At 67.3% G+C, this 15,073-nt stretch carries 12 protein-coding genes and 2 riboswitches; of the genes, 5 read left to right on the plus strand and 7 right to left on the minus strand.

The features are described from left to right. Nucleotides 1-97: 97 nt before the first annotated feature. The 4 genes from GIW57_RS20285 to GIW57_RS20300 form a co-directional block, all read right to left on the minus strand. Nucleotides 98-3,157 carry an efflux RND transporter permease subunit gene (locus GIW57_RS20285; protein WP_236512528.1) on the minus strand — a complete coding sequence of 1,020 codons (3,060 nt, stop codon included), beginning with the start codon at nt 3,155-3,157 and terminating at the stop codon, nt 98-100. Further along, complete coding sequence (locus GIW57_RS20290; RefSeq protein WP_236512530.1) at nt 3,154-6,297, minus strand: multidrug efflux RND transporter permease subunit; 3,144 nt, start codon at nt 6,295-6,297, stop codon at nt 3,154-3,156. The genes GIW57_RS20285 and GIW57_RS20290 overlap by 4 nt, the downstream gene beginning before the upstream one ends. Continuing rightward, complete coding sequence (locus GIW57_RS20295; RefSeq protein ID WP_236512532.1) at nt 6,294-7,463, minus strand: MdtA/MuxA family multidrug efflux RND transporter periplasmic adaptor subunit; 1,170 nt, start codon at nt 7,461-7,463, stop codon at nt 6,294-6,296. Before GIW57_RS20295 ends, GIW57_RS20290 begins: the two co-directional genes overlap by 4 nt. Before the next feature lie 237 nt (nt 7,464-7,700). Beyond that, nucleotides 7,701-8,318, minus strand: a complete 618-nt coding sequence (locus GIW57_RS20300) for a trimeric intracellular cation channel family protein (RefSeq protein ID WP_032952083.1) — start codon at nt 8,316-8,318, stop codon at nt 7,701-7,703. A gap of 83 nt (nt 8,319-8,401) precedes the next feature. Further along, a riboswitch (glycine riboswitch) is annotated at nt 8,402-8,505 on the minus strand. A 13-nt stretch (nt 8,506-8,518) separates the two neighbouring features. Then, nucleotides 8,519-8,608: riboswitch (glycine riboswitch) on the minus strand. Nucleotides 8,609-8,648: 40 nt separating this feature from the next. Between GIW57_RS20300 and GIW57_RS20305 the strand changes: the two genes are divergently transcribed. From GIW57_RS20305 to GIW57_RS20315, 3 genes are all read left to right on the plus strand, one after another. Continuing rightward, on the plus strand, nt 8,649-8,924 hold the full coding sequence (locus tag GIW57_RS20305; protein WP_099820506.1) for a GIY-YIG nuclease family protein: 276 nt from the start codon (nt 8,649-8,651) through the stop codon (nt 8,922-8,924). Nucleotides 8,925-9,034: 110 nt separating this feature from the next. Continuing rightward, nucleotides 9,035-9,466 carry a nuclear transport factor 2 family protein gene (locus GIW57_RS20310; RefSeq protein ID WP_236512533.1) on the plus strand — a complete coding sequence of 144 codons (432 nt, stop codon included), beginning with the start codon at nt 9,035-9,037 and terminating at the stop codon, nt 9,464-9,466. 3 nt (nt 9,467-9,469) lie between these two features. Continuing rightward, entirely contained in the window at nt 9,470-9,922 is a 453-nt protein-coding gene (locus tag GIW57_RS20315; RefSeq protein WP_236512535.1) for a hypothetical protein, read from the plus strand. Between the two features lie 263 nt (nt 9,923-10,185). On the opposite strand, the gene GIW57_RS20320 is transcribed toward GIW57_RS20315, so the two are convergent. Beyond that, nucleotides 10,186-11,466: an NAD(P)/FAD-dependent oxidoreductase gene (locus GIW57_RS20320; protein ID WP_236512537.1), complete on the minus strand. Its 1,281-nt coding sequence runs from the start codon at nt 11,464-11,466 to the stop codon at nt 10,186-10,188. A gap of 122 nt (nt 11,467-11,588) precedes the next feature. On the opposite strand from GIW57_RS20320, the gene GIW57_RS20325 reads away from it, so the two are divergent. Further along, a complete protein-coding gene (locus GIW57_RS20325) occupies nt 11,589-12,383 on the plus strand; it encodes an NYN domain-containing protein (protein WP_100553750.1) in 795 nt (264 codons plus the stop codon). A 59-nt stretch (nt 12,384-12,442) separates the two neighbouring features. Here the strand turns inward: GIW57_RS20325 and GIW57_RS20330 are convergent, their stop codons facing one another. After that, complete coding sequence (locus tag GIW57_RS20330; protein ID WP_100462249.1) at nt 12,443-12,634, minus strand: hypothetical protein; 192 nt, start codon at nt 12,632-12,634, stop codon at nt 12,443-12,445. A gap of 78 nt (nt 12,635-12,712) precedes the next feature. Here GIW57_RS20330 and GIW57_RS20335 point away from each other — a divergent pair, with 78 nt between their 5' ends. Beyond that, on the plus strand, nt 12,713-13,333 hold the full coding sequence (locus tag GIW57_RS20335; protein WP_100462250.1) for a glutathione S-transferase: 621 nt from the start codon (nt 12,713-12,715) through the stop codon (nt 13,331-13,333). A 112-nt stretch (nt 13,334-13,445) separates the two neighbouring features. Here the strand turns inward: GIW57_RS20335 and GIW57_RS20340 are convergent. Beyond that, nucleotides 13,446-15,073: primosomal protein N' (locus tag GIW57_RS20340; protein WP_236512538.1), on the minus strand; the 1,628-nt coding region annotated here is incomplete at its 5' end.

Consider the following 15,073-nt stretch of genomic DNA (forward strand, 5'->3'; position numbering starts at 1 on the left):
CTGCGTATGTACGACAGCGCCAGGTACATCGCCGGGGTGGTGTGAACCCCGACCCGGTTATGTAGATCCACGCCATGCGTGGATGACGCGGTCCCGCTCAACGCCCCGCCCGCATCCTCGCCAACGCCAGATACATCGCCGGGGTCGTGTACAACGTCAGCCACTGGCTGACCAGCAACCCGCCGACAATGGCGATGCCCAGCGGCTGCCGCAGCTCCCAGCCTTCGCCGTTGGCCAGCATCAGCGGCAACGTGCCCAGCAGTGCCGCCAGCGAGGTCATCAGGATCGGCCGCAGGCGCAATCGTGCAGCGTCCATCACCGCATCGCGCGCACTCAGCCCGCGGCGTTCGCCGGCCAATGCGAAGTCGACCAGCAGGATGGTGTTCTTCATCACCACACCCACCAGCAGGAACAGCCCCAGCAACGCGATCAGGTTCAGTTCGTTGCCGAACAGCCACAGTGCAAGCAGCGCGCCGATACCGGCCGACGGCAGCGTGGACAGGATCACCAAGGGCTGCAGGAAGCTCTCGTAGAGGATGCCCAGCACCAGGTACACCGCCAGGGTGGCACCCAGCACCAGCCACAACTGGCGCGACCGCAGCTGCTCCAGGCCGCCGGCCTCGCCGGACAGCTTGGCCTGCACCGAGCGCGGCAGCATCAGTTTGGCCATCGCCGCATCAATGGCCTGCGTGGCCTGCTCCAGGCCCACGCCCGGCGCCAGCGCGAACTCGATCCAGATCGAGGCGAACTGCTCACTGTGGTACACGCGGTCCGGCGCCATGCCATAGCGCCAGCTGGCGATGCTCGACAGCGGAATGCGCTGGCCGCCGCCATCGATCACCTGCAACCGTGCCAGCGTGCCCGGGTCCTGGGTGTGCTTCGGGTCCAGCTCCATCACCACGCGGTACTGGTTGAGGCTGTCGTACAACGTGGCGACCTGGCGCTGGCTGAAGGAGTTGTTGAGCATGTTGGCCACGGTACGCAGGTCCACGCCGTGGCGCGCGGCGGCCTCGCGGTCGATGTCCAGCATCACCTGGCGCATGCCGGCCTCGCCCTGTGCTTCCACGTCCACCAGTTCCGGCAGGCCACGCAGCGCAGCAGCGACCTTCGGTGCCCATTGGCGCAATGGCGCGGTATCGGCCGACAGCAACTGGAACTCGTACTTGCCGCTGCTGCCGGCGCCTTCCAGGCGGATGTCCTGGTCCACCCACAGATAGAGGTTGCCCCCAGGCAACTTGGGCAGGCGTGCACGCAGGCGGTCGATCACCTGCTGGCTGGAGACGCCGCGCTCGGCCAGCGGCTTCATCTTGATCATGATGAAGGCGTTGTTGACCCCGTTGCTGCCGCCGATGTACCCGATGATGTCCTCGATGGCCGGGTCGGACAGCAGCAGCTTGCGGTAGGCATCGATCTTCGGCTGCATCGCCTGGAAGGACAGGCCGTCATCGCCACGCGCGAAGCCGCGCAGCTGTGCGGTGTCCTGCTGCGGAACGATGCCCTTGGGTACCTGCTGGAACAGCCAGGCATTGAGTGCGATCACCGCCACGAAGGCCAGCAATGGCCAGCGCAGGTGCCGCAGGCTGGCCTGCAGGGTGCGCAGATAGGCGCCACGCACGCGCTCGAACAGCGCATTGCTGCCGCGCTGCCAGCGCGAGGGCGGTTGTGCGTCATCGACGAACAGGCGCGCGCACAGCATCGGCACCAGGCTGAGTGCCACCAGCACCGACACCGTCATCGCCGCCACCAGGGTCAGCGAGAATTCGCGGAACAGGCGCTCGACGAAATCGTCCAGGAACAGGATCGAGACGAACACCACGGCCAGCGCCAGGTTCATCGACAGCAACGTAGCGCCCACTTCCGATGCACCGCGCACCGCCGCCTGCCAGCGGTCAGCACCCAGTTCGCGATGGCGCGCGATGTTTTCCAGCACCACGATGGCGTCATCCACCACCAGTACCGCCGCCACGATCAGGGCCATCAACGAGAGGGTATTGAGCGAGAAGCCCATCAGCGCGATCAACGCCAGCGTGCCGAACAGCACCACCGGAATCGCCACGCTGGGTACCAGTGCCGCACGCCAGTGGCCAAGGAAGCCGAGCACCACCAGTACCACCAGCGCGATCGCCAGCAGCAGGGTCACTTCTGCTTCGTGCAGGGTGGCGCGGATCACAGGTGAGCGGTCCATCACCAGCCGCATGTCCACCGTGCTCGGCAGCAGGGCGTGCAGCTGCGGCAGCTGCGCCTGGATCGCATCGACGGTGGCGATGATGTTGGCGCCGGGCTGGCGGCTGACGATCAGCAGCACGGCCGGGCGTTCGTTGTGGAAGCCACTGGCATAGCGATCCTCCACGCCATCGGCGACGGCGGCGACATCGCCCAGCCGCAGCAGGCGATCATCGCTGGCCTTCAACGCCAGTTCCCGGTACTGCGCGGCCTGGCGCAGCTGCAGCGGCGCCTCCAGTTGCCAGTGCTGCTGCGCGCCTGCGACCGCACCCAAGGGACGCACCGCGTTGGCGCGGCTGATCGCCTGTGCCACGTCCTCCAGCGCCAGCCCTGCGTGATTGAGGGCATTCGGGTCCAGCGATACGCGAACCGCCGGCAGCGCGCTGCCGCCCACCTGCACTTCGCCCACGCCCGGTACCTGCGACAGCTTCTGCGCCAGCACGGTCGAACCGAGGTCGTACAGCTGGCCCGGCGAGAGCGTGTCCGAAGTCAGCGCCAGCGCCAGGATCGGCGCCTGCGACGGGTTGACCTTGCGGTACTGCGGCATGCCGGGCATGCCGCTGGGCAGCTGGCCGCGAGCGAGGTTGATCGCAGCCTGCACTTCGCGCGCGGCCTCGTCGATATCGCGGCCGAGCACGAACTTCAGTTCGATCTCGGTCTGCCCCTGGGTGCTGGCTGAATCGATGCGCGAGATGCCGGGCAGGCTGCCCAGCGCACGCTCCAGCGGTGTGGCCACGGTCGCCGCCATCGATTCGGGCGAGGCGCCGGGCAGGCTGGCACTGACTTCAATTGCGGGATAGTCGACCTGGGGCAGTGGTGCCACCGGCAGCAGGCGCAGCGCCAGCAGGCCGGCCAGTACCAGCGCCACCGCCAGCAGGAGGGTCGCCACCGGACGCTGCACGCAGGCCTGTGCCAGGCGCGCCACAGGGGTCATGCGCCGGCCTCGTCTGATGTTGCGGGTGCCGCCGCGCGGCGACGCTGCAGGCGGTCGAAGGCCAGGTAGATCACCGGCGTGGTGAACAGGGTCAACACCTGGCTGACCATCAGGCCACCCACCATCACCCAGCCCAGCGGCTGCCGCAGCTCGGCGCCCGAGCCACTGGCCAGCATCAGCGGTACCGCGCCGAACAGCGCAGCCAGGGTGGTCATCAGGATCGGCCGGAAGCGCAGCAGCGCCGCCTGGTGGATGGCTTCACGCGGACTCATGCCACGCGTGCGCTGCGCGTCCAGCGCGAAGTCGATCATCATGATCGCGTTCTTCTTCACCAGGCCGATCAGCAGCACGATGCCGATCACCGCGATCAGGTCCAGGCTGCGTCCGCTCACCCACAACGCGGCCAGAGCGCCCACGGTCGCCGAGGGCAGGGTGGAGAGGATGGTGATGGGGTGGATGAAGCTCTCGTAGAGCACGCCAAGCACGATGTACATCACCACCACGGCGGCAAGGATCAGCCACAGCGTGCTCGACAACGAGCTGCTGAAGGCCGCCGCCGCACCCTGCAGGCGCAGCTCGATGCTCTGCGGCAATGCCACCTGCGCCTGCGCGGCATGCACCGCATCCACCGCTTCACCCAGCGATACGCCGGGCGCAAGGTTGAACGACAGCGTGGCCGCCGGGAACTGGCCGACATGGTTGCGCAGCAGGGCCGTCGGCCCCTGCTCGACGCGCGCCACCGCGCCCAGCGGCACGGTCTGGCCGTTGCTGCTGCGCACGCGCAGGCCGGTGATCGCCTCCGGCCCCGGTTGCCGCGCCGGATCGGCCTCCAGCACCACCCGGTACTGGCTGGCCTGGGTGAAGATGGTCGAGATCTGCCGTTGCCCGTAGGCGTCGTACAGAGCGTCGGCCACCGCTTCCACACTCACGCCCAGACGTGCGGCGGCATCGCGGTCGATGCTCACCTTGGCCTGTCGGCCCTGCATCTGCAGGTCGCTGGCCACATCGCGCAGCGCGGGCGACTGGCGCAGCGCGTGCAGCAGCTTCGGTGTCCAGGTTTCCAGCGTCTGCAGGTCCGGCGTGGTCAGGGTGAACTGGTACTGGTTGCGGCTGATGCGGTCTTCGATGCCCAGCTCCTGCACCGGTTGCAGGTACAGGGTGATGCCGGGAATCCTCGCCACGCGCTGCTGCAGGCGTGCCATCACCACGTCGGCACTCTCGCGCTCGCCATGTGGCTTCAGTTCGATCAGCAGGCGGCCGGTATTGAGGGCCGCATTGTTGCCGTCCACGCCGATGTAGGAGGACAGGCTGGCCACGGCCGGGTCCTGTTCGATGGCCGTGGCCAGGGCAAGCTGGCGCTCGCGCATGGCCTGGAACGAGATCGCCTGCGGGGCTTCGCTGATGCCCTGCACCAGGCCGGCATCCTGCACCGGGAAGAAGCCCTTGGGCACGGCGAAGTACAGCGCCACGGTGAGCGCAAGCGTGGCCACCGTCGCCAGCAGCATCAGCGGCTGACGCTGCAGCACCCAACGCAGCTGGCGGTCGTAGAGGGCGATGATGTGGTCGAAGACATCGCGCTTTGGTGGGGATGGGGTCCGAGCCCCAAGGGGATCCGACCCCACGGCCGGGGTCAGATCCCCTTGGGGTTCTGACCGCTTGGCATGCGGCTTCAGGAAGCGCGCGCACAACATCGGCGTCAAGGTCAGCGACACCAGCAGCGAAATGCCGATGGCCACCGCCAGCGTCATCGCGAACTCATGGAACAGCGCGCCCACCAGGTCGGCCATGAACAGCAACGGGATCAGCACGGCGATCAACGAGACCGTCAGCGATACCAGGGTGAAGCCAATCTCGCTGGCACCTTTCAGCGCCGCCTCGCGCGGGCTTTCACCGTCTTCCAGGTGGCGGGCGATGTTCTCCAGCATTACGATCGCATCGTCCACCACGAAGCCGGTGGCAATGGTCAGCGCCATCAGCGTGAGGTTGTTGAGCGAATAGCCGGCCAGCAGCATCACCGCGAACGTACCGATCAGCGACAGCGGCACCGCCACGCTGGGAATCAGCGTGGCCGGCAGGTTGCGCAGGAACACCCAGGTCACCAGAACCACCAGCGCGATGGCCAGCACCAGTTCCTTCTGTACGCCGCGCACGGACGCACGGATCGATTCGGTGCGGTCGCTGAGCACGGTCATCTGCACGCCGGCCGGCAGCGTGGCCTGCAGTTGCGGCAGCAACGCACGCACCTGTTCGACCACGGCGATGACGTTGGCGCCTGGTTGGCGCTGGATGTTCACCAGTACCGCCGGGGTGGTGCCGCTCCATGCCGCCAGCTGGCGGTTCTCGGCACCATCGGTGATGGTGGCCACGTCGCCAAGCCGCAGCGGTGCGCCCTCACGCCAGGCCAGCACCAGCGCGCGGTACTCGGCAATGCTGCGCATCTGGTCGTTGGCATCGAGCATCACCGCGCGGATCGGGCCATCGAAGCTGCCCTTGGGCAGGTTGACGTTGGCGGCGGCGATCGCGGTGCGGATGTGGTCCATGCCCAGGTTGTTGGCGGCCAGCGCGCCCGGGTTGACCTGGATGCGCACGGCGGGGCGCTGGCCACCGGCCAGGCTGACCAGACCGACACCGGGCAGCTGTGCCAGCCGCTGCGCGATGCGGGTGTCGACCAGATCGTGCACCTGCGGCAGCGACAGGCCCTGCGAGGTCACCGCCAAGGTCAGGATCGGCGTGTCGGCCGGATTGACCTTGCGGTACACCGGCGGCACCGGCAGATCACCGGGCAGGAAGCTGCCGGCCGCGTTGATCGCCGCCTGCACGTCCTGTTCGGCCACACCCAGCGACACCTCCAGGCCGAACTGCAGGGTGATCACCGAGGCGCCGCCGGAACTGGTGGACGACAGCTGTTTCAGTCCGGGAATCTGCCCGAGCTGGCGCTCCAGCGGCGCAGTGATGGTGCGCGTGGTCAGCTCCGGGCTGGCACCGGGATACAGCGTGGTGATCTGGATGATCGGGTAGTCGACCTGCGGCAGCGCCGCCACCGGCAGCAGGCGATAGGCCAGTACCCCGGACAGCAGAAGCGCCACCATCAGCAACGTGGTGGCGACCGGGCGCAGGATGAAGGCGCGCGAGAGGTTCATGCGCCGGCCTTGGTCGATGCCTCCTCGGTGATGATCTCCACCGTGGTGCCGTCTTCCAGTCCGTCGATGCCTTCGATCACCACCTTGTCACCGGCTACCAGGCCGGAACGCACCGCAACGCGACCGTCATCGGCCGGGCCGAGCACCACCGTGCGTCGTTGTGCCTTGTTGTTCTTGTCGATGATGTGCACGTAGTTGCCCTGGCTGCCGAACTGCACGGCGGCATCGGGAACCAGCAGCGCGGGATGCTCACCCAGCTGCAGGCGCACATTGACGAACTGGTTGGGGAACAGCGCCTGATCGGCGTTGTCGAACTGCGCGCGCAGCTTCAGTGTGCCGGTGGCGGTATCGATGCGGTTGTCGACGCTGGACAGGGTGCCGCTGGCGAGCTGTCGACGTTCTTCACGGTCCCAGCTCTCCACCGCCAGCGCCGGCTGCGCCTGTACGGCATCGAGCAGGGCGGGAAGCTCTGGTTCGGGCACGGTGAACAGCACGCTGATCGGCGCCGTCTGCGCCAGCGTGACCAGGCCTTCGGTGTCGCTGGCGTGCACCAGGTTGCCTACGTCCAGCCGGCGCAGGCCGACGCGGCCGCTGACCGGGGCGACGATGCGGGTGTACTGCAGCTGCAGTCGCGCTTCGTCCACCGACGCCTGGTCGCTGAGGCGACGCCCCTGCAGTTGCCGCACCTTGCTCTGCTGGTCGCTCAGTTCCTGCGCGGACACGTAGTTCTGGCGCTGCAGTTCGCGGTAGCGCTGCAACTGGCGCTCGGCGTTCTCCAGCTCGGCCAGGTTCTGCTGCTGCGTACCCTGTGCGTGCGCAAGCTTCACCTGGTAGGGGCGGGGATCGATCTGCGCCAGCAGGTCACCGGCCTTGACCTGCTGACCCTCCTGGAAATGCAGGCGCATCAGCTCGCCATCCACGCGGCTGCGCACCACCACGCTGTGCAGCGGGGTGACCGTACCAACCGCCTTCATCCGCAGCACCAGTGGTTCGGCACTGGCACGGGCGATGCGTACCGGCACTGCCTTGCCGGCACCAGCTTGTTCGCCACCGTCCGCCTCGGCCTGCGGCCACAGCCACCACGCCAGGCCAGCGACAAGGGCGAGGCCGGCAACGACCAGCAGCGGGCGGGTACGGCGAAAGCGGGAGTTTTCGGCGACAGACATGGGGCATCCTGCGCCCTGCGTGCACGCAGGGTCATGCGGGCCCGTCGGCGCCACGAAGGGCCACGGGCAGCGGGGAGGGGGATTGTCTGGCGGGGCCGCGGACGCGGCGTGGCTGGATGCCGTCGCGCGTGCGACGGGGCGCCAATGGTAGCGGTTTACGCGGGCCGTCGCCGCGTGACCTTGGTCATGCAACGCAGCCGGAAATGCCGGCTGACGGCCGGCATCACCGTCAAACGATCAATGCACTTCGTCGTGGTACACGAACTTCGGCATTTCCCAGCGGTAGTGGATCGCCAGCAGGCGCACCGCGAAGCCACCCCCCAGGCAGCACAGGATCGCCGTGGCATCGGCCACGCCCCAGTGCAGCAACAGCAGATACACCGCACCGGTCAGCAGCGAGATGATCGCGTACAGCTCTTTCTGGAAGATCAGCGGCACCTCGTTGCAGAGGATGTCGCGCAACACGCCGCCAAAGGCGCCGGTGAGCATGCCGGCGATCAGCACGATCGGCAGTGCATGGCCGGCCTCGCGCGCGATCGAGCAGCCGATCAGCGTGAAGGCGATCAGGCCCAGCCCGTCCAGCACCAGGAACGTGCGGCGGAAGTGATGCATCCAGCGCGCCACCCAGGTGGCGATCAGCGCCGCGCACACGGTGAAGCCCAGGTACTCGGGATGCTTCACCCAGCCCAGCGGATAGTGGCCGAGCAGGATGTCGCGCAACGAGCCGCCACCGAGGGCGGTGACGCAGGCGATCATGACCACGCCGAACAGGTCCATGCGGCGGCGGCCAGCAGACAGGGCGCCGGTCATGGCTTCAGCGGAAATGGCGATCAGGTAGATGATGGACAGCAGCATGGACAGGCTCCGGACGCGGTGGGGCCGGCCATGCGCGACCACCGCCATTGCCTGCGCAATGACGGGATGACGATGACCGGTGCCGCTCCCGCTGTCCTTTTGCCTGAGAGTTCAGCGGCGTGAGCCGCGTGCCCCTTCGGCGGATCGTCCCGGGCATGCCCGGTGACCTCTCTCCAGCTCGGCGAGTCGAATGCATGGTTGGTGGGATTCCAGCCCACCGGCCTGAGCGATCATGGGAGCCTGCGCCTTCGGCGGGCGCCAGCGCGGCGCCTCTCTCCTGCATTCGGGCGCCAGTATATCCGCTGCAGTGCAGCACGGCATAATCCGACCATGGTTTCGCCTTCCCGCCCGTGGTTCCTGTACCTGCTCGAATGCCGCGACGGCAGCTATTACGCCGGCATCAGCACCGACGTGCAGGCCCGTTTCGCCGCCCACCAGGCCGGCAAGGGGGCACGCTACACGCGGTCGCGCCCGCCGCTGCGGGTCTTGGCGGTACGTGAATACCCGGACAGGGCAGCGGCCTCACGCGCCGAATGGGAGCTCAAGCAGCAGCCGCGCGAGCGCAAGCTGGCCTGGCTGCAGGCGCCGGCCGAGGCTGTTCTGTAGAGCCGAGCGTGGGCTCGGCTCTACAACATCGCCGGTAGATCCACGCCATGCGTGGATGGGGCGCATCCGGCCATGCCATGATCGCCCAGCCCTCAGCGCTGGAGACCCGGATGTCCACCGTTGCCCTGTTGTTCGCGCTTTCCGCAGCGGCAAGCCCCGCTGCCGATGCCACCACCATCGCCGCCATCGAAGCGACCTGCCACGACTACGTCGACGGACAGCTGGAAGCCGACCCGCAGCGCGTCGCCCGTTCCCTGCACCCGGACCTGGCCAAGCGCGCGGTACTCGGTGATACGCCCGACGAACGCCTCGGCCTGCGCCGGATGTCGAAGGAAGAACTGGTTGCGTTGACCAGGCAGGGCGCGTTGAAGACCCCGAAGGAGCAATGGGACCGCCGTTGCACGGTGCTGGACGTGACCGGCAATGCGGCGTCGGTGCGGCTGGAAACGCCGTGGTTCGTCGACTACTTCCACATGGGCCGCTTCGACCAGCGCTGGGTCATCGTCAACGCGCTGTGGTATCCGAAGCCGAAGGCGAAATGAGCAATGCGCGCCGCCGGTAGAGCGTGGCTCTCGGTCGTCCTGCTGGCAGCCGGTATCGCGCTGCTGCCCGGCCTGCTGTACCTGCTGGGGCTGGCGCTGGTGGAAGGCTGGCCGAAGCCGGCTGATCGCGCTCCCAGTGGTGTGGCCGCATGCAGCGGTGAGCCGCGCATGGGATTCCAGCCGATGAATCCATGGAGCTTCACGACGCGATTCTTCGATCCTGGAGCGCTGAAGAAGGCGACTGATATCGAGCGCGAAGCGTTCTGGGTTGCACGCCGCCACCTGATGCGGCAGCCGCAGCACGACATGCTGCGCTGGCACCTGAGCAGCAGCGCACTGACGGTCTGGATCACCCGGCACTGGAGCGCTGCACAGATTGCCGACACCGCGAGGAAGGAGGATTTCTGCCGAGCATGGTCGAAACGGCGTGTGCCCGGCGGCCCGATGAAACGGTGAATCCACGGCATGCGTGGCTACGCTCCCTGCGGCCTGCACAGAAATTCATCTACGCATGGCGTGGATCTACTGTGCCGGTCGAGGACGTGCCCGCGGCACTACCTAGCGCGAAGATTTCTGCCGGACATGAGCGGGTGCCCAGCGGCCCGATGAAGCAGTAGAGCCACGCCACGCGTGGCTACGCTCCATGCAGCCTGCACAGAAATTCATCCACGCATGGCGTGGATCTACTGTGTCGGTCGAGAGGTCACCCACGGCAGTACCTACCGCTTCGGTCGCCGGTCGTCCTGGTCATCACCGAAGATGATGCGCGCGCTGCGCTGGTAGCTCCAGTACGCCACCGCCCAGTTCAACAGCACCACGACGCGGTTGCGGAAACCGATCAGGAAGAACACGTGCGCGGCCAGCCAGAACCACCAGGCCAGCACACCGGACAGCTGCAGCTTGCCCAGGTGCACGATCGCGGCCATGCGGCCGATGGTGGCCAGGTTGCCGAAGTCGGCGTACTTGAACGGCCCCGGCGCGGGCTTGTCGTGCAGGCGTGCGCGAAGCGTTTCCGCCACGTACTTGCCCATCTGTTTGGCGGCCGGGGCCACGCCCGGTACCGGCTTGCCGTTGGCCTGGCTCAGCGCGGCCAGGTCGCCGGCCACGAACAGTTCGGGATGGCCGGGCAGGGTCAGGTCCGGCTGCACCGGCACGCGTCCGGCACGGTCCAGCGGCACGACCAGCGTGCGCGCCAGCGGCGAGGCAGCCACGCCGGCGGCCCAGACCACGGTGCGTGCGGGCACGAACTGGTCGCCCAGTTTGAAGCCCTGTCCATCGATGTGGCTGACCGGCGTGCCGGTCATCACTTCCACGCCCAGCTTTTCCAGCTGCCGGCGTGCCTTCAGCGAAAGCACTTCAGGGAAGGTCGACAACACGCGCGGACCGGCCTCGACCAGTCGCACCTTGGCGCTGGCTGGATCGATGTGGCGGAACTCATTGCGCAGCGTATGCCGGGCGATTTCAGCCAGGGTGCCAGCCAGCTCGACGCCGGTCGGACCACCACCCACCACCGCAAAGCTCAGCCATGCGGCCTTCTTCGCCGGGTCCGGCTCGGCCTCGGCGCGCTCGAACGCCAGCAGCAGTTTGCGGCGCAGAGCGATGGCATCGTCCAGTGTCTTCAGGCCGGGCGCATCGTCGGCCCATTCGTCGTGGCCGAAATAGGCGTGGGTGGCGCCGGTGGCCAGCAGCAGGCTGTCGTAGTCCAGCGTGCTGCCATCGGCCATGCGCACCTGGCGGGCTTCCTTGTCGATGGCCACCACTTCGCCCAGCCGCACCTCCACGTTGCGCTGGTGGCCGAGGATGTGGCGCAGCGGCGCGGCGATATCCGGAGCCGACAGTCCCGCGGTGGCCACCTGGTACAGCAGCGGCTGGAACAGGTGATGGTTGCGACGGTCGACCAGGGTGATGCGTATGCGTTCGCGGGCCAGCGCACGGGTGGCCCACAGGCCGGCGAAACCGCCGCCGACAACGACCAGGTGGGGGACGCGATCACGACTCATCGACTCACTCCAGGGGGGGCATGGGGGAAGTGCCTGGCATCTTCGCACGGCCGGTCCTTGTCACGTCAGCGTGCATCCGGATCGGCGATACTCGGGTTCAGGCAACTGCCCGTGAGGAGTCCATGAGCGAACCGGAAAAGCGCATCGCCCTGTTGATCGACGCCGACAATGCACCGGCCTCGAAGATCGACGAAGTCCTGGCCGAGGTCGCCCGTTATGGCGTGGCCAACGTGCGCCGTGCCTATGGCAACTGGAAGAGCCCGCGGCTGAAAGGGTGGGAGGCGGTGCTGCACGAATACGCGATCCGACCGATCCAGCAGTTCGCCTACAGCAAGGGCAAGAACGCGTCGGACATGGCGATGGTGATCGACGCGATGGATCTGCTGTACGCGCGCAACCTCGATGGCTTCGCGATCGTGTCCAGCGATGCCGACTTCACCCCGATGGTGATGCGCCTGCTGACCGATGGCGTGAAGGTTTATGGCTTCGGCGAAAAGAAGACCCCGGAGCCCTTCGTCAACGCGTGCTCGAAGTTCACCTATCTCGAAGCGTTGGGGCAGACCCACGCCAGCGTGCAGGATGTGGAGCAGGCATCGAACGAACCATCATCGAACGAACAGGCGCCCAGCGAACAGGCGAGCAGCGACGATGCACGCCCGCGCAAGAGCGGCGCGGAAATGCGCAGCGACACGCGTCTGGTGAAGATGCTGCGCCGCGCGGTGTCCTCGGCAGAAGGCGAGGATGGCTGGTCGCACCTGGGCCCGGTCGGCAGCCAGATCGGCAACCAGGCCTCGTTCGATCCGCGTAACTACGGTTACGGGAAGCTCAGCGATCTGCTGGCCGCAATCGGTTTGTTCGAGCTGAAGAAGGACGGTAAATCCTCCTACGTGCGCGCGCTGCCAAAGAAGAACCGGTAACGCCGGAAAACGCCGGTGCAAAGCAGAGCCGAGCCACGCTCGGCTGCTTTCCGCACGCACTACAGAGCGCGTGCGTCGGACCCAGCGTAGCCCGCAGCGAATCCATCGGCGAAATCCTCAACTCCGTTGAATGCCAGCAGCAACAGCCCGGCACACAGCAGCATGTTGCGGTTGGATCGGCGGTACCCCAGCACCAGCGCCACCAGCCCTGCTGCCAGCAGAACGTAATTCACTGCATCCCATGCGGTCATGCCATTTCCCCTTGTGGATCGGCGTATCGTAACGGCTCCGCGCCCTCTTGGCGCAGCGCTGCACGCAAGGAAATCCGCATGTTGAAGATCTGGGGTCGCCGCAATTCCAGCAACGTCCGCAAGGTGCTGTGGTGTGCCGAGGAAATCGGCCTGCCGTACGAGTCCATCGAGGTGGGTGGCAGCCACGGTGGAACGCAGTCGCCGGAGTACGTGGCGATGAACCCGAACGGGCTGGTGCCGGTGATCGAAGACCACGGCCTGCCGCTGTGGGAGTCGAACACCATCGTGCGCTACCTCAGTGCGCGCTATTCGCTGGGCACGCTGTACGCGGAAGACGCGATGGAGCGTGCGCAGGCCGAGAAGTGGATGGACTGGAGCACCTCGCGGATGGCGCCGCTGTACTCCGAACTGATCTGGGGGATCATGCGTACCGCGCCGGCCGACCGCGATGAGGCGCGCATCAATGCGGCGATCGTGCGTGCCGGTGATTTCCTGGCGCTGCCCAACGCGACCCTGGCCACGCAACCGTGGTTGTCGGGCGAGAAATTCGCCATGGGTGACATTGCCCTGGGTTCGTTGATCTACGCGTGGTTCGAGCTGCCGATCCAGCGTCCGGACCTGCCGCACCTGGCCGAGTGGTATGCACGCCTGCGTGAACGCCCGGCATACCAGCGCGGCGTGATGTCACCGATGACGTAAGCGAAGGGGCGACGTTCGGGGTCAGAGCCCTTTTCTGCGAAAAGGGATCCGACCCCAAGCCATCCAGGGCTCTGCAGTAGTGCCGAGCCATGCTCGGCAGCGCTCTGCCAGATCAGTACAGGTCGGTCGGATCCACATCCAGCGACCAGCGCACCTTGCGTGCCTCCGGCAGCGCGTACAACTGCGGCACCAGCTGTGCCAGCACCCCGTGCAGCGGTGGCCGCTGCGCCGCCGACAACAACAACTGCGTGCGCTGGTAGCCAGCACGGCGTGGCATTGGTGCGGGCATCGGCCCATAGGCTTCCACCACGTTCTGCTCGCCCAGCAGCCTTCGCGCGGCGAGCAGGAAGGCATTGGCGTGCTCCAGCTGCTGCGATTCGGCGCGCATCAGCGCCAGGTGCGCGAACGGTGGAAAACCCGCCGCCTCGCGCTGGTTCAATTCGGCCTGCGCGAACGGGTGGTAGCCACCGTTCACCAGCGTCTCCAGCAGCGGATGACCCGGATGATGGGTCTGCAACCACACTTCGCCCGGATCGCGCGCGCGCCCGGCGCGGCCGGCTACCTGGATCAGCTGCTGCGCCAGTTTTTCGCTGGCGCGGAAATCGGCCGAGAACAGGCCTTCGTCGATGCCCACCACCACCACCAGCGTCAGCTTGGGCAGGTCGTGGCCCTTGGCCAGGATCTGCGTGCCGACCAGGATGCCGGGTTCATTGCCCAGCTTGGCCAACTGCTGCTCCAGCGCATCGCGCCGTGCGGTGGTGCTGCGGTCGATGCGCACCACCGGGAAATCGGCGAAGGCACTGACCAGGTGTTCTTCCAGCCGCTCGGTGCCGATGCCCTGCGGCTGCAGTGCCAGGCTGCCACAGGCGGGGCAGGCCAACGGTGCCGGCTGCCGCGCACCGCAGTGATGGCATTGCAGGCGACGGCCACCGCCATGCACGGTCATCGGTGCATCGCAGCGGTTGCAGGGTGCGGTCCAGCCGCAGTCATGGCACAGCAGCACCGGCGCATAGCCGCGCCGGTTCTTGAACACCAGCACCTGCTGGCCACGCTGCAGGTGTTCGCCGATGCCGGCCAGTACGTCGGCGGAAAGGCCATCGCGCAGCGGACGCTTGCGCACATCCAGGATACGCACGCGCGGCGGTCGGGCATCACCGGCGCGCTGCTTCAGGCGCAGGTGCGCATAGCGGCCGGCGTAAGCGTTGTGCAGGGTTTCCAATGAGGGCGTGGCGCTGCCCAGCAGCACCGGAATGCCCTGCGCCTTGGCCCGCACCAGGGCGAAATCGCGTGCGTGGTAGCGGATGCCGTCCTGCTGCTTGTAGCTGCCGTCGTGCTCTTCGTCGACGATCAACAGGCCGGGCTGCGGCAGCGGGATGAACACCGCCGAACGCGTACCGACGATCACCCGTGCTTCGCCGCGCGAGGCCGCAGCCCAGACCCGCGCGCGTTCGTTGTCGGTCAGCCCCGAGTGCAACGCGTGCACGGCAATGCCGAGACGGCCGCGGAAGCGTGCCAGGGTCTGCGGGGTCAGGCCGATTTCGGGCACCAGCACCAGCGCCTGCCTGCCCTGCGCCAGGCAATGGATGATCGCCTGCAGGTAGACCTCGGTCTTGCCGCTGCCGGTCACCCCGTCCAGCAGGAAGGCCTGGAAGCTATCGGCGGCGCAGCGGCCACCGCTGCACGGGGTGCTGGCACAGCTGGTGCCGCAGTTGTACGCGCTGCCGGAGGCACGCAAGGTGC

Source organism: Stenotrophomonas sp. PA-6-5C, assembly GCF_021605635.1.
GTDB lineage: Bacteria > Pseudomonadota > Gammaproteobacteria > Xanthomonadales > Xanthomonadaceae > Stenotrophomonas > Stenotrophomonas lactitubi.

Coding starts and splice junctions, on each gene's coding strand:
- GIW57_RS20285 (WP_236512528.1), bottom strand. CDS start 3,157: ATGACCCCTGTGGCGCGCCTGGCACAGGCCTGCGTGCAGCGTCCGGTG.
- GIW57_RS20290 (WP_236512530.1), bottom strand. CDS start 6,297: ATGAACCTCTCGCGCGCCTTCATCCTGCGCCCGGTCGCCACCACGTTG.
- GIW57_RS20300 (WP_032952083.1), bottom strand. CDS start 8,318: ATGCTGCTGTCCATCATCTACCTGATCGCCATTTCCGCTGAAGCCATG.
- GIW57_RS20310 (WP_236512533.1), top strand. CDS start 9,035: ATGTCCACCGTTGCCCTGTTGTTCGCGCTTTCCGCAGCGGCAAGCCCC.
- GIW57_RS20305 (WP_099820506.1), top strand. CDS start 8,649: ATGGTTTCGCCTTCCCGCCCGTGGTTCCTGTACCTGCTCGAATGCCGC.
- GIW57_RS20315 (WP_236512535.1), top strand. CDS start 9,470: ATGCGCGCCGCCGGTAGAGCGTGGCTCTCGGTCGTCCTGCTGGCAGCC.
- GIW57_RS20320 (WP_236512537.1), bottom strand. CDS start 11,466: ATGAGTCGTGATCGCGTCCCCCACCTGGTCGTTGTCGGCGGCGGTTTC.
- GIW57_RS20335 (WP_100462250.1), top strand. CDS start 12,713: ATGTTGAAGATCTGGGGTCGCCGCAATTCCAGCAACGTCCGCAAGGTG.
- GIW57_RS20295 (WP_236512532.1), bottom strand. CDS start 7,463: ATGTCTGTCGCCGAAAACTCCCGCTTTCGCCGTACCCGCCCGCTGCTG.
- GIW57_RS20330 (WP_100462249.1), bottom strand. CDS start 12,634: ATGACCGCATGGGATGCAGTGAATTACGTTCTGCTGGCAGCAGGGCTG.
- GIW57_RS20325 (WP_100553750.1), top strand. CDS start 11,589: ATGAGCGAACCGGAAAAGCGCATCGCCCTGTTGATCGACGCCGACAAT.